Source organism: Microbacterium sp. 1.5R (genome assembly GCF_001889265.1).
In the GTDB taxonomy this organism is placed as follows: Bacteria; Actinomycetota; Actinomycetes; order Actinomycetales; family Microbacteriaceae; genus Microbacterium.
The window spans coordinates 1-13,756 of record NZ_CP018151.1 but is presented as its reverse complement, the minus strand read 5'-3'; the positions used below and the strand labels follow the sequence as shown (position 1 = coordinate 13,756).

The window sequence follows — 13,756 nt, the reverse complement described above, 5'->3', positions numbered from 1 at the left end:
ACGCGTGGAGTCAGAGCTCGTCGTAGAAACCGGTGTACGGGAAGTCGACGTCACCGGTATCGCGGGGGTCATATGCCACAGTCGCCACACTGATCGTCACTTGCGTCGTCGGGGTGATGAGCACGCTGACTGCCCGGTTGCCGACGACGACCATGTCGACGAAGGTGCCGGCGGTCTTCGTGGCTGACTCGATACGTTCTCGCAGATCATCGATGTTCTGATCCTGGGCGAGTAAGTAGCTCGATCCATCGAACACGATCTCGGTCTGGATCATCGTCTTCCCGTCGGTCATGCCAGCACGCTACGCCCTCGACCTGAGAATACGGAGGGGGGTTGATATCTAGGAGGTCTAGTGAGAGGCGGGTGCCGCATCGCCCTCGTTGTTAACAGGTCCATCCACAGCTGTGCACTCAGATCGCACCGCGCGAGCAGTTGTTAACAGGGTTGTTAACACCTGTGGAGACATGCGAAAACGAGAAGGCCCCGCACATGGCGGGGCCTTCTCGAACTGTCTCAACACAGTGTGGAGCCTAGGAGATTCGAACTCCTGACATCCTGCTTGCAAAGCAGGCGCTCTACCAACTGAGCTAAGGCCCCGTGAGGGTATTCATTTAGTTGAGGAGTGGGCCCACCAGGACTTGAACCTGGGACCTCTTCATTATCAGTGAAGCGCTCTAACCGCCTGAGCTATGGGCCCGTCAACCTCCGAAACTTTACCGGAGATTTCCCGAAATACCCAATCGAGGGCGAGGGCACCGGCGCGCCCTCGCCCTCGATCGGAATCAGCGGCCCGGACGGATCGTCACACTGCCTGCCGCAAGTGTGACGTCGATCGTGTTCCGGGTGCCGGATGACTGATCGACCTTCGCGTCGAGCGATCCGGCGCTGACGTCCTGGATGATCGAGTACGACTCATCCGGAACCGTGAGATCGACCGAGCCCGCGCTCACGTCGATCGTCGTCTCAGACGGTGCCCGGCCCGTCAGCTCGACGGTGAGGTCGCCCGCCGACACACTGAGATCGGCCGCGTCGACGCCGTCGAGCATCGCATCGGCACGACCCGCGCTCATGTCGATGCTGAGGCTGCTCGCCGCACCTTCGACATCGAGCGCACCGGCGTTGACCGTGACGTCGAGGGCACCGAAGTCTCCGACCACATCGAGACTGCCCGCATCGAGAGTGAGGTCGGCATCGAGCTGCGCGTCGCTCAGCTCTTCGGGCAGGGTCAGCACCGCCGACTGGTCGTCGCCGAACCACTCGCCGAACCACCATCCGAAGCGGAACTCCGGGCTGCGGACGATCAGCTCGTCGCCCTCGCGTTCGAGTCTCCAGGCAGGGCCGCGAGCGTTCGTCACTGCCAGCTCGGCCTCATCGACGTCACCGAACTCGATGCGCATGTTGCCGGCATCCACGTCGAGGTCGAGCGTGTCGATGCCGGACGCATCCTCGGTCAGCACGGCGTCGCTGCCCTGAGTGGAGGCCATCATGCTGCCGGTGGCGGCGACAGCCGCCGACCCGCCCGCTCCGAGAAGCGCGATGCCTCCGACGATCGCCGTGACGATCATGATCGCCGTCGTCCCCGAAGAGCGGCCGGCATCGGCCGGTGCCGCCTGCGCCTGCGCGGGCGGCGGTGCCGGTGCCGGTGTGGGCTCCTGTCCCTGCGGCGCGGATGCCGGCGGGGGAGTAAGGGGCGTGTGCCCGCCCTGGTAGTCGTCGTTGTTCGTGGTCATCGTCCCAGTCCTGTCTGTCCGGTCGGCGTCGAGCCGCCCGTGTTCTCGATGTGTGCCAGGGCCGCCAGCACGCGTCGGTTGCCCGACTCGCCCTGTTCGAAGCCCAGCTTCTGGAAGATCGCGGTGATGTGCTTCTCGACGCTCGCCTCCGAGAGGAAGAGCAGACCGGCGATGGCCTGGTTCGACTTGCCCTCGGCGATCAGTGCGAGCACGGTCCGTTCGCGCTCGGTGAGACGCTGCATCCGGTCGTCGCGGTTGCGGCGGGTGAGCAGCTGAGCCACCACCTCGGGGTCGAGCACGGTGGCACCCTCGGAGATCCGCTGCACGGAGGCGAGGAACTCAGAGACGTCGGCGACCCTGTCCTTGAGCAGATAGCCCAGAGGCCCGCCCTGTGCGGCGATGAGGTCCGACGCGTACCGCTCCTCGACGTACTGAGAGAGCACGAGCAGCGGAAGCGCGGGATTGGTGTCCCGAAGTCCGAGGGCCGCGCGGATGCCCTCGTCGGTGAAGGTCGGGGGGAGCCGTACGTCGAGGATGCACAGCTCGGGGTCCGTCTCGATGACGGCCTCGCTGAGCCCGCTGGTGTCGGGAAGAGCCGCGACCACACTGTGTCCGGCGTCCTCGAGCAGTCGCACGAGCCCCTCGCGCAGCAGGACGGAGTCCTCGCAGATCAGGATGCGCATGGCACGTTCACCTCCAGGCTGGTCGGTCCGCCGACGGGGCTCTCGAGGCGGAAGGTTCCGCCCGCTGCGAGGATGCGATTCGCGATGCCGTCGAGGCCTCCGCCGGGCTGCACCTGGGCGCCGCCCATGCCGTTGTCCTCGACGCGGGCCCAGAGAACCCCTGCGTCGCGGAGGCGGACAGTGACACGTGCCTCGCTGGCCCGCGAATGCTTCGCGGCGTTGGTGAGCGACTCGGCGATCGAGAAGTAGACCGCGGCTTCGGCCTCACGGCTGCAGCGGCCGTCCATGCGCACATCGAGATGGACGGGGATGTGCGAGCGGCCGGCGAGGGCGGACAGCGCCGCGTCCAGGCCCCGGTCGTCGAGGACCGATGCATGGATGCCACGGGCCAGCTGACGCAGCTCGGTGATCGCGGCCTTGGTCGAAGTGTGCGCCTCGGCGATCAGCTCCTTCGCGGCATCCGGGTCGTTGTCGATCTTCTGCTGGGCGAGCCCCAGGGTCATGCCCACCGATACGAGTCGCGGTTGGACGCCGTCGTGCAGGTCACGCTCGATACGTGTGCGTTCGACATCCGCGGCACGTACAGCGCCCTCACGCTGAGCAGTGCTGGTGCGCACTCGCTCGGTGAGCTCGGCCTCGCGGCTGCGAACGACGATGGCGAGTGAGAGCACGCGGTTGAGGAGCGCCAGTCCGATCATTCCGGCGAGGCACGCGGCGACTCCGAGGATCCCGATGAGCGGTGCCCACGCGGGGTCGATGCCGCCCCCGCCGAACGGACCCATCACGGCATCCGTTCCCGTGAGAGGAGCGAACGAGATGGCGATCGACCAGACGAGGCCGAAGGCGAGCCGCAGCACGATCCAGCCGAGAACGGCGGTGATCGCGAAGTTCGCGAGGACCCTCCACATGCGGCCGTCGATGGCCTGGCGGCCGAGCGAGCGGAGCCAGCCCGCGAACCCGGGGCGATCCCGAGGGCGCCATCTGAGCGGCGTGATGGGCGACCTGTAGAGAGCGCTGACTCGCGCGACCTCGAACCAGCCGACGCCGAACAGGGCGTACACGAGCCCGACGAGCAGCACGATGCCGACGCCCGCCGCGAAGAGCAGGCCGAGGCCGGTGCCGAGGAGTCCGGAAAGAGTCGCGAAGATGAAGCCACCGATGACTCCGATTCCCGCGAGATGCAGGATAGAGAGCACGATGCGCAACGGCGGCTTCGTGGCCGTCGCCGGTGGTGGCATGGCAGTGTGTGTCGTCATGGTTCAAAGGTACGGCGGCCCCGATCCGGCCGACACCGAGGCAACCGGAGACCCGGGTTCGGGTTTTCCCTACTCCGTCGGAGAACAGAGGAGGGGCGGATGCTGTTCGCATCCGCCCCTCCTCGAATCCTGACGATCAGTTCGACATGAACCCGACCAGCAGTCCGCCGGTCACCTTCACGGCGACGTTGTAGATCCCGGCGATGACCGCACCCAGCACCGTGAACACGATGAGGTTGAGGATCGAGACCACCGCGGCGAATGCCATCACCTGCGGCAGGCCGGCGACCTCGGAGATCCGCACGGAGTTGTCGGTGATGGTTCCGATGAACTCATCCGCCTGCGTGAGGATGCCGGTCGCCTGCAGCACGAGGAAGATCAGGAAGAACGACACCATCGTCACGATCGCGAGCGCCACAGCGCCCAGGAACGACAGCTTCACGGCCGACCAGAAATCCACGTAGACGAGGCGCAGGCGCACCTGCTTGCCACCGGTCTTGCGCGTGGACTTCTTCGCCAGCTTGTCGGCTACTGTGCTCATGCGTCTGCTTCCTCAGGGTTCTCGTTCGTCTCGGGGGCCGTGGACTCGGAGTCCACCGCAGCCTCATCCGATTCGTCTTCTTCGGTGAGGCCCCGCTCACCGTTGCGGGCGATGGCGAGGATCCGGTCGGCTTCCGTCGTCCGTGCGAACACCACTCCCATGGTGTCTCGGCCCTTCGCGGGCACCTCGGCCACGGCAGAGCGTACCACCTTGCCGCTGGACAGAACCACAAGGACCTCGTCGTCGGAGGAGACCATCAGACCACCCGCGAGAGTGCCCCGATCGTCGTTGAGCTTGGCGACCTTGATGCCGAATCCACCACGTCCCTGGACGCGGTATTCCTCGATGGCGGTGCGCTTCGCATAGCCGCCGTCGGTCACCACGAACACGAACTGGCCGAGGGCGGCGACGGATGCCGACAGCAGGCTGTCGCCCTCACGGAACTTCATGCCCTTCACGCCGGCGGTCGCGCGTCCCATCGGTCGCAGCGCATCATCGGTCGCACTGAACCGGACGGACATGCCACGGCGGCTGATGAGCAGGATGTCATCCTCAGCGTTCACCATGAGAGCCGAGACCAGCTCGTCCTCGTCATTCAGGCGGATCGCGATGACGCCGCCCTGGCGGTTGGTGTCGTACGCGTCGAGACGCGTCTTCTTGACCAGACCGTCGCGCGTCGCGAGAACGAGATAGTCGGCGACCCCGTAGTCGCGGATGTCGAGCACCTGCGCGATGTTCTCGTCGGGCTGCAGGGCGAGGAGGTTCGCGACGTGCGTTCCCTTCGCATCGCGGCCGGCCTCGGGAACCTCGTAGGTCTTCGAACGATAGACGCGACCCTTGTCGGTGAAGAACAGCAGCCAGTGGTGCGTCGTCGTCACGAAGAAGTGCTCGACGATGTCGTCGGCCCGCAGCTGGGCGCCCTTGATGCCCTTGCCGCCGCGGTGCTGCGACCGGTAGTTGTCGCTGCGCGTGCGCTTGATGTAGCCGGCGCGGGTGATGGTGACGACCATCTCCTCTTCGGCGATGAGGTCTTCCATCGAGACGTCGCCGTCGAAGCCGTGCAGGATGTGCGTGCGACGGTCGTCTCCGAAGCGCTCGACGATGCCGGTGAGCTCTTCGCGGATGATGTCGCGCTGCAGCGACTCGTCGACGAGGATCGCCTGGTACTCGCCGATCAGCCGCTCGAGCTCCGAGGCCTCGTCGAGGATCTTCTGACGCTCGAGGGCGGCCAGTCGGCGCAGCTGCATGTCGAGGATGGCCTGGGCCTGGATGTCGTCGATGTCGAGGAGCTTCTGCAGTCCCTCGTTCGCATCCTGCGTGGTCTGCGATCGACGGATGAGAGCGATGACCTCGTCGAGAGCGTCGAGCGCCTTGAGGTAGGCGCGCAGGATGTGCATGCGAGCCTCTGCCTTGGCGAGACGGAAGCGCGTGCGTCGGACGATCACTTCGAGCTGGTGCGTGATCCAGTGGGTCACGAATCCGTCGATCGCGAGCGTGCGCGGCACGCCGTCGACGATCGCGAGCATGTTCGCGCCGAAGTTCTCCTGCAGCTGCGTGTGCTTGTACAGGTTGTTGAGCACGACCTTCGCGACCGCATCGCGCTTGAGCACGACCACGAGACGCTGACCCGTGCGGTCGGACGACTCGTCGCGGATGTCGGCGATGCCGGTGATCTTGCCGTCACGGGCGAGGTCGCCGATCTTCACCGCGACGTTGTCGGGGTTCACCTGGTACGGCAGCTCGGTGATCACGAGGCACGTGCGGCCCTGGATCTCCTCGACGTTGACGACCGCGCGCATGGTGATCGAGCCGCGACCCGTGCGGTACGCCTCGTGCACGCCCTTGGTGCCGAGGATCTGCGCGCCGGTGGGGAAGTCGGGGCCGGGGATCCGCTGGATGAGACCCTCGAGCAGCTCTTCGCGGGGGAGGCCGGGGTTGTCGAGCGCCCAGAGGGCGGCGGAAGACACCTCGCGCAGGTTGTGCGGAGGGATGTTGGTGGCCATGCCGACCGCGATACCCACCGACCCGTTGACGAGGAGGTTCGGGAAGCGGGCCGGAAGAACCGTCGGCTCCTGAGTCTGGCCGTCGTAGTTGTCGGTGAAGTCGACCGTGTCCTCTTCGATGTCCCGAACCATCTCGAGCGCGAGGGGGGCCATCTTGGTCTCGGTGTACCGGGGCGCCGCGGCACCCATGTTGCCGGGAGACCCGAAGTTGCCCTGGCCGAGGGCCAGCGGGTAGCGCAGCGACCAGGGCTGCACGAGACGCACGAGGGCGTCGTAGATCGCCGAGTCACCGTGCGGGTGGTACTGACCCATGACCTCGCCGACCACGCGAGCGCACTTCGAGAAGGACTTGTCGGGGCGGAATCCGCCGTCGTACATGCCGTAGATCACGCGTCGGTGGACGGGCTTGAGTCCATCGCGCACGTCGGGCAGCGCACGGCCGACGATCACGGCCATCGCGTAGTCGAGATAGCTGCGCTGCATCTCGGACTGCAGGTCGACCTGGTCGATCTTGCCGTGGTCGTGTGCCGGCTCGGGGCGTACTTCGTCAGTCATGTGTGTTGTCGATTCCGGTCGTTATGGGAACGAATGCAGGCGCGGGACGCGTCAGATGTCGAGGAAGCGGACATCCTTGGCGTTGCGCTGGATGAAGCTGCGTCGCGATTCGACGTCCTCACCCATCAGCACGCTGAAGATCTCGTCGGCCGCTGCAGCATCCTCGATGGTCACCTGGCGGAGCGTCCGGGTGCTGTGGTCCATCGTGGTCTCCCACAGCTCCTTGGCGTTCATCTCGCCGAGACCCTTGTAGCGCTGGATGCCGGCATCCTTCGGGATCCTCTTGCCGTTGTCGAGTCCGAACTTGAGCAGCGCGTCGCGCTCAGCGTCGCTGAACACGTACTCGTGGGGCTGGTTCGTCCACTTGAGACGGTAGAGCGGCGGCATCGCGAGGTACACGAAGCCGGCCTCGATCAGTCCGCGCATGTAGCGGAACAGCAGCGTGAGCAGCAGCGTCGTGATGTGCTGGCCGTCGACGTCGGCATCCGCCATCAGCACGATCTTGTGATAGCGCGCCTTCTCGATGTCGAACTCTTCGCCGATTCCGGTGCCGAAGGCCTGGATCATCGCCTGGACCTCTTTGTTGCCCAGGGCCTTGTCGAGACGCGCGCGCTCGACGTTGAGGATCTTGCCTCGCAGAGCGAGGATCGCCTGCGTGTGCGGATCGCGACCCTGCACAGCGGAGCCACCTGCCGAGTCACCCTCGACGAGGAAGATCTCGCTGATCGAAGGATCCTTGCTCGTGCAGTCCTTGAGCTTGTCGGGCATCGCGGCGGACTCGAAGACGCTCTTTCGACGAGCGGTCTCGCGGGCCTTGCGCGCGGCGAGACGAGCGGTGGCCGCATCGATCGCCTTGCGGATGACGTTCTTCGCCTGGATCGGGTTGCGGTCGAACCAATCGCCGAGCTGGTCGCCGACGACCTTCTGCACGAACGCCTTGGCCTCGGTGTTGCCGAGCTTCGTCTTGGTCTGCCCTTCGAACTGCGGCTCGCCGAGCTTGATCGAGATGACCGCGGTCAGTCCTTCACGCACGTCGTCGCCCGACAGGTTGTCGTCCTTCTCCTTGAGAAGGTTGTTCGCCCTGGCGTACTTGTTGACGAGCGTGGTGAGCGCTGCACGGAAGCCCTCTTCGTGCGTGCCGCCCTCGTGGGTGTTGATGGTGTTCGCGTAGGTGAAGACGTTCTCGGTGTACGAGGTGGTCCACTGCATCGCGACCTCGAGAGAGATCTTGCGCTCGGTGTCCTCGGACTCGAACGCGATGATCTCGTCGTTGACGACCTCGGCGTGACGCACCTTGTTGAGGTATTCGACGTAGTCGACGAGACCGCGCTCGTAGAAGAAGACGTCGTTCGGCTGGGTGAGGGTCGGCTGCCCGTCGACCTCGACCTGGTAAGCCGAATCGGGACGCTCGTCGGACAGCTCGATGCGGAGGCCCTTGTTGAGGAACGCCATCTGCTGGAAGCGCGTGCGCAGGGTGTCGTACTCGAAGTTCGTGGTCTCGGTGAAGATCTCGGCGTCCGGCCAGAACGTGATGCTGGTTCCGGTGTCGTCGGACGCCTCGCCCTTCTCGAGCTGCTGCTGCGGGACGCCGCCGTTCGCGAAGCTGTGCCGCCAGACGAAGCCCTTCTGCTTGACCTCGACGTCGAACCGCGTCGACAGGGCGTTGACCACCGACGAGCCGACGCCGTGGAGACCGCCGGAGACGGCGTACGCGCCGCCGCCGAACTTTCCGCCGGCGTGCAGGATGGTCAGAACGACCTCGACCGTGGACTTCGTCGGATCGGAGGAGTGGGGATCGACCGGGATGCCGCGGCCGTTGTCGACCACGCGGACGCCGCCGTCTTCGAGCAGCGTCACGAAGATGGTGTCGGCGTAGCCGGCGAGGGCCTCATCGACCGAGTTGTCGACGATCTCATAGACGAGGTGGTGCAGACCACGCGGCCCCGTGGAACCGATGTACATACCGGGGCGCTTGCGGACGGCTTCGAGACCTTCGAGGATCTGGATCGAGTCGGCACCGTACTCACCGGGCTGCTTCACCTTGGGTGAGATCTTGCCCTCGGTCGCGGGGGTTCCCCCGTTGGTCGATTCCGTCTCGTCAGCGGGGGATTCAGGCGTCATCAGAGGGCATTCTCCACATCGATATCACGAATCCCCAGTCTAGCGGCTTTTCGTGGCGAGATGCGGCTCAGCGGCCGCGTGTGGCCCTCTGAGCGTTTCAGACCCCATCCGTGGTGTCCTACCCGTAGGTATCGCGCGGGCCCCGTCCTGGAACGACTCTGGGACCCCATTTCCAGGAGGGTACGTCCGGTCCGATGAAGCGGAGGTTCTCGACACCCGCGTCCGGATACCGTCGGCCGATCTCCGTCAGGATCGTTCCCCGCATGTACTGCAGGTTCTTCGCCCAGGCGGTCGAGTCGCACTTCACCGTGAGCACACCGCGCTCGAGGGAGACGGGTTCGGAGTGCTTGGCGGTGTCCGTGCCTGCGAGGTCGGACCACTGCCTGACCAGGTCCTCACGGGCGAGAGTCTTCTGCCAGCCGGAGTCCCGGGTCAGCTTGTCGAGCACGGCTCCGAGCGGTCCGGGGTCGCGGCCGGGCGTGAACGGCGCGTTGTCGTCGTCGGTGACGATGCGTCGCTTGCGCTTCCACGTCTTCGAACTCGGGGCGAGTCCGCGCAGGCGCAGATAGGTCGCGACGGTCTCGGGAGTCTCGGATGCCGGATCGGGTGCGATCTCACTCATCTGCCACCTCCCTCTCATCACTGATCGTTCCCGCCGAGATCCGCACCACGTGGGCATGGAGCACTTCGGGGATATCCTCCTCCACGGCTGCCGTCACGACCACCTGCTCATAGCCCGCGGTGAGAGCGGCCAGCCGCTGACGGCGATCGGCGTCGAGTTCGGCGAACACATCGTCGAGAATGAGGACGGGATCGCCGGCAGGAGACTCGCTGCGCAGCAGCTCGGCGGAAGCGAGGCGCAGCGCGAGGGCCACCGACCAGGATTCCCCGTGGGACGCATACCCCTTCACCGGAAGGCCACGAACGCGCAGCACGAGGTCGTCGCGATGAGGGCCGGTGAGAGTGAGACCGCGGTCGAGCTCGTTCGACCGTTTCGCGAGAAGTGCGGCGTGGAACATCTCGGCGATGTCTCCGGAGGTCTCGGCCGGCGCGTCGACACCCTCTTCGGGATCCGCTCCGCGCACCGACAGAGCCCACTCGAGCTGCGGGCGATGATCTTCGCCCGCGATCGCCGCGTACGCCTCGGCCACCGGCTGCTGGAGATCTGCGGCGAGACGCTGTCGCGCGGTGATGATCTCGGCACCGAGGGAGACCAGCTTGTCGTCCCACACATCGAGGGTGCTCAGGGCCTCGCCCTTGATGCCGCGCGCCCTGGCCGACTTCAGAAGCGCATTGCGTTGCTTGAGCACCCGGTCGTAGTCGGCGAGGACCGAAGACATGCGGGGCGTGCGCTGGATCAGCAGCTGGTCGACGAAACGACGCCGAGACGAGGGGTCGCCGCGGACGATCTGCAGATCCTCGGGAGCGAAGAGCACCACATGGGCGTAGCGAGGCAGCTCATTGGTCTTCGAGGGGGAGCCGTTGATCCGCGCCTTGTTCGAACCCTGCTTGTTGAGCTGGACCTCGATGAGCACCTTGCGTTCGCCGTGGGAGAGGCGAGCGCGGATGATCGCGAAGTCCTGACCTTCGCGCACCATCGGCGCATCCGACGAGACGCGGTGCGAACCGAGAGTGGCGAGGAAGACGACAGCCTCTGCAAGGTTGGTCTTGCCCTGGCCGTTGCGCCCGACGAGGACGTTGGGACCCTTGTGCAGAGCGAGATCCGCGGTCGCGTAATTGCGGAAGTCAACCAGGCTCAGGTGTTCCACAATCACGCTGTCAGCCTACCTTCGGGCTCTGACACTGCCGTCGCCGCGCGGAGCGCGCCCGTCGCAGGATCAGCGAAGCAGCAGGTTCGGCTGCAGCAGGTACTTGAACGAATCCAGACCGGCCTGGTCGACCGAGGTCTGGCTCGTGATCAGCACGGGGCTGAGCTTGTTCGCGTTGTCGCTCGACGTGAAGGTGACGCGGACGAACTCGCTCTTGACCGCGCCGAGCGCCTCGATGAGGTACTGCGGGTTGAGGCCGAGCGTGACGTCGTCGCCACCCGAGAGGATCGCGTCGACGGACTCGGATGCACGCGCATGCTCACTGCCCGACGCATCCATCGTCACGCTGTCGGACGTGAACGTGAAGCGCAGCGGAGCTGCTCGGTCGAGCACGAGCGACACACGGCGCACGGCCTCGACGAGGTCTGCGGTGTTCACGACCGCATAGTGCTCGGTCTGCTCCGGGAAGAGACGGCGGACCGGAGGGAAGTTTCCCTTGATCAGCAGCGAGGTGACCGTCTTGTTGCCGGCCGTGAACGCGATGATCTCGCGGTCGCCCGCTCCCGAGAACGCGATCTGGATGGTGCCTGCATGACCGAAGGTCTTTCCGACCTCGAGAAGAGTGCGTGCGGGCACCAGTGCGCTGGCTTCGACCGCTTCGCCGTCCCACGGCACGTCGCGGAGCGAGACGCGGTAGCGGTCGGTGGCCACGAGGCTGAGCGTCTGACCGGAGACCTCGAGCTGCACTCCGGTCAGGACCGGGGTGACGTCGTCGCGCGAGGCGGCGAAACCCACCTGGCTGATCGCGGTGCCGAAATCGTCGGCGGGCACGACGCCGGAGGAACCGGACACCTCGGGGATCGACGGATATTCCTCGACCGGCATGGCTGCGAGGGTGAACCGCGCCGAGCCGCAGGTGACCGTGATGCTGCCGTCGTCCTCTACGGCGATCTCGATCGGCGCGTTGGGAAGGCGGCTGGCGATGTCGGAGAGCAGTCGACCGTGCACCAGGATCGTGCCCGGTGTGTCGACGGTGGCTTCGATGGTCGTGCGCGCGGATGCCTCGTAGTCGAACGCCGAGAGCGTGAGACCGGAGCCGTCTGCCTCGATCAGGACTCCGGCGAGGATGGGCTGCGGGTTGCGCTGCGGAAGCAGCTTGACCACGAACGACACGGCCTCGCTGAAGACATCGCGGTTGACCTGAAACCTCACGGGTGCTCCCTTGTCGTCGTTCTGAGACGTGTCGTCATCGGTCCTGCCAGTGCAGGGCTTCCCATGCTAGCCCCCAACTCGGGAGTATCCCTACGACCGGATCAAAGCTCGGGCCTGTCGGACTTTCCCCACCCTCTGGTGATCGGATCGCCCCTGAATTGAATTAACTCCTTAACGGTGTTAACACCTGTGGATACTGTGGATAACTCGGTGGAAAGCAGACGCGAGTAGGGAACTACACGGTTGTCAGTTGTGGAATCCCTGAGGAATCCGCGGGTGGACGGCATCCGTCGGGTCGAACGGTCTCCCACAGTTATCCACAGGTTCGACGGTTTCACACACATTCGTCCCGACCTGCAGGCGAGTCATCCACAAGTTATCCACATGTGCAAACTGGCATCGATCTGCTCCGTCGTATGCCGCTCACACGCACGCAAAGGGGGTCGCAGCCTCCTATCGGAAGCTACGACCCCCTTTTTCGAGGCGGCGTGGACTCAGCGTCGACCGAGCTGCGTGGTGATCTCGGTCACCTGGTTGTAGATCGAACGGCGCTCCTTCATGAGCTCGCTGATCTTCTTGTAGGCGTACATGACGGTGGTGTGATCGCGGTTGCCGAACAGCTGGCCGATCTTCGGCAGGGACAGACTCGTCCGCTCGCGGCACAGGTACATCGCGATCTGGCGCGATGTGGCGATCTGCTGAGACCTGCTGGAGCCGTACAGGTCGTCGACCGTCAGCTTGAAGTACTGCGCGGTCGCAGTGATGATGTCGGTCGGCGAGATGATGTTGTCCTCTGCCGTGTCGATGATGTCGCGGAGCACCGTCTGGGCGAGCGAGATGTCGAGGGCCGAACGGTTCAGGCTGGCGAATGCGGAGACGCGTATCAGCGCACCCTCGAGTTCACGGATGTTCGACGACACCACGGTGGCGATGTACTCGAGTACCTCGTCGGGAATATGAAGCGCCTCGCTCTGCGCCTTCTTGCGGAGGATCGCGATGCGCGTCTCGAGGTCGGGCGCCTGCACGTCGGTGATCAGGCCCCATTCGAACCGACTGCGCATGCGATCCTCGAAGCCGGTGAGATGCTTCGGCGCGACGTCGCTGGTGATGACGACCTGCTTGTTGTGGTCGTGCAGCGTGTTGAAGGTGTGGAAGAACGCCTCCTGGGTCTCCGCGCGACCCTGTAGGAACTGGATGTCGTCGATCAGGAGGATGTCCACATCGCGGTAGCGGGCCTGGAAGGCTGCACCTCGGTTGTTCGCGATCGAGTTGATGAAGTCGTTCGTGAACTCCTCGCTGGAGACGTACCGGACCTTGACCCCTGCATAGAGGGATTGGGCGTAGTCGCCGATCGCGTGCAGCAGGTGCGTCTTGCCGAGGCCCGAGTCGCCGTAGATGAAGAGCGGGTTGTACGCCTTGGCCGGCGCTTCGGCGACGGCGACGGCAGCGGCATGGGCGAACCGGTTGGACTGCCCGATGACGAAGTTGTCGAAGGTGTACTTCGGGTTCAGGCGGGACTCGTGGCGCAGCTGCGTCGGCTGCTCCATCGGGGATTCGACGCGGATCTGCTCCTGGCGGCCGTAATCGGCGACCGCGATGGGCGCCGTCGGCTGCTCGGCGAGCTCATGATTCACGACCACGCGGTACGACGTCACCTCATCGCCGATGTGGGAGAGGGCCTCCATGATCGGAAGCCGCAGCCTCTTGTTGATCTGTGCCGCGGTGAGATCGTTCGGGACCTCGAGATAGAGGGTGGCGGCCATCACGCCGGCCGGAACCGCGAGGCTGAGGAATCCCTGGAGCTGAGGAGTGACTCGGTCGTCCGCCTCGAGGAGCTCCTGCACCGTGGTCCAGATCGGAACGTCGGGCTGGGCAGGTGATGACAT

The 13,756-nt window shown here is 65.3% G+C and carries 11 protein-coding genes and 2 tRNA genes; all 13 read right to left on the bottom strand.

All coding sequences use genetic code 11. The features are described from left to right. Nucleotides 1–10 precede the first annotated feature (10 nt). Nucleotides 11–292, bottom strand: a complete 282-nt coding sequence (locus BMW26_RS00065) for a hypothetical protein (RefSeq protein WP_056275701.1) — start codon at nucleotides 290–292, stop codon at nucleotides 11–13. A gap of 232 nt (nucleotides 293–524) precedes the next feature. Then, nucleotides 525–597, bottom strand: a tRNA-Ala gene (locus BMW26_RS00060). Between the two features lie 26 nt (nucleotides 598–623). After that, nucleotides 624–697 (bottom strand) — tRNA-Ile (locus tag BMW26_RS00055). Nucleotides 698–782: 85 nt separating this feature from the next. Beyond that, nucleotides 783–1,730: a DUF4097 family beta strand repeat-containing protein gene (locus tag BMW26_RS00050; RefSeq protein WP_232224503.1), complete on the bottom strand. Its 948-nt coding sequence runs from the start codon at nucleotides 1,728–1,730 to the stop codon at nucleotides 783–785. After that, nucleotides 1,727–2,413 (bottom strand): LuxR C-terminal-related transcriptional regulator, encoded by a 687-nt coding sequence (locus BMW26_RS00045; RefSeq protein ID WP_056275698.1) that lies wholly within the window; start codon nucleotides 2,411–2,413, stop codon nucleotides 1,727–1,729. Before BMW26_RS00045 ends, BMW26_RS00050 begins: the two co-directional genes overlap by 4 nt. After that, on the bottom strand, nucleotides 2,401–3,669 hold the full coding sequence (locus BMW26_RS00040; protein WP_072590397.1) for a sensor histidine kinase: 1,269 nt from the start codon (nucleotides 3,667–3,669) through the stop codon (nucleotides 2,401–2,403). Before BMW26_RS00040 ends, BMW26_RS00045 begins: the two co-directional genes overlap by 13 nt. Nucleotides 3,670–3,805: 136 nt before the next feature. Then, the gene (locus tag BMW26_RS00035; protein ID WP_053098244.1) at nucleotides 3,806–4,210 is read right to left on the bottom strand and encodes a DUF3566 domain-containing protein; all 405 of its coding nucleotides are present in this window, start codon (nucleotides 4,208–4,210) and stop codon (nucleotides 3,806–3,808) included. After that, the gene (gene gyrA, locus BMW26_RS00030; protein WP_053098243.1) at nucleotides 4,207–6,768 is read right to left on the bottom strand and encodes a DNA gyrase subunit A; all 2,562 of its coding nucleotides are present in this window, start codon (nucleotides 6,766–6,768) and stop codon (nucleotides 4,207–4,209) included. Before gyrA ends, BMW26_RS00035 begins: the two co-directional genes overlap by 4 nt. A 51-nt stretch (nucleotides 6,769–6,819) precedes the next feature. Continuing rightward, entirely contained in the window at nucleotides 6,820–8,889 is a 2,070-nt protein-coding gene (gene gyrB / locus BMW26_RS00025) for a DNA topoisomerase (ATP-hydrolyzing) subunit B (RefSeq protein ID WP_171821963.1), read from the bottom strand. A gap of 118 nt (nucleotides 8,890–9,007) precedes the next feature. Then, a complete protein-coding gene (locus BMW26_RS00020) occupies nucleotides 9,008–9,511 on the bottom strand; it encodes a DUF721 domain-containing protein (RefSeq protein WP_056275693.1) in 504 nt (167 codons plus the stop codon). Further along, the gene (gene recF / locus BMW26_RS00015; protein ID WP_072590396.1) at nucleotides 9,504–10,664 is read right to left on the bottom strand and encodes a DNA replication/repair protein RecF; all 1,161 of its coding nucleotides are present in this window, start codon (nucleotides 10,662–10,664) and stop codon (nucleotides 9,504–9,506) included. The genes BMW26_RS00020 and recF overlap by 8 nt, the downstream gene beginning before the upstream one ends. A gap of 63 nt (nucleotides 10,665–10,727) precedes the next feature. Further along, nucleotides 10,728–11,870: a DNA polymerase III subunit beta gene (dnaN, locus tag BMW26_RS00010; protein ID WP_053098240.1), complete on the bottom strand. Its 1,143-nt coding sequence runs from the start codon at nucleotides 11,868–11,870 to the stop codon at nucleotides 10,728–10,730. Nucleotides 11,871–12,364: 494 nt separating this feature from the next. Then, nucleotides 12,365–13,756 (bottom strand): chromosomal replication initiator protein DnaA, encoded by a 1,392-nt coding sequence (gene dnaA, locus BMW26_RS00005; RefSeq protein WP_053098239.1) that lies wholly within the window; start codon nucleotides 13,754–13,756, stop codon nucleotides 12,365–12,367.

Coding starts and splice junctions, on each gene's coding strand:
- BMW26_RS00065 (WP_056275701.1), bottom strand. CDS start 292: ATGACCGACGGGAAGACGATGATCCAGACCGAGATCGTGTTCGATGGA.
- BMW26_RS00050 (WP_232224503.1), bottom strand. CDS start 1,730: ATGACCACGAACAACGACGACTACCAGGGCGGGCACACGCCCCTTACT.
- BMW26_RS00045 (WP_056275698.1), bottom strand. CDS start 2,413: ATGCGCATCCTGATCTGCGAGGACTCCGTCCTGCTGCGCGAGGGGCTC.
- BMW26_RS00040 (WP_072590397.1), bottom strand. CDS start 3,669: ATGACGACACACACTGCCATGCCACCACCGGCGACGGCCACGAAGCCG.
- BMW26_RS00035 (WP_053098244.1), bottom strand. CDS start 4,210: ATGAGCACAGTAGCCGACAAGCTGGCGAAGAAGTCCACGCGCAAGACC.
- gyrA (WP_053098243.1), bottom strand. CDS start 6,768: ATGACTGACGAAGTACGCCCCGAGCCGGCACACGACCACGGCAAGATC.
- gyrB (WP_171821963.1), bottom strand. CDS start 8,889: ATGACGCCTGAATCCCCCGCTGACGAGACGGAATCGACCAACGGGGGA.
- BMW26_RS00020 (WP_056275693.1), bottom strand. CDS start 9,511: ATGAGTGAGATCGCACCCGATCCGGCATCCGAGACTCCCGAGACCGTC.
- dnaA (WP_053098239.1), bottom strand. CDS start 13,756: ATGTCATCACCTGCCCAGCCCGACGTTCCGATCTGGACCACGGTGCAG.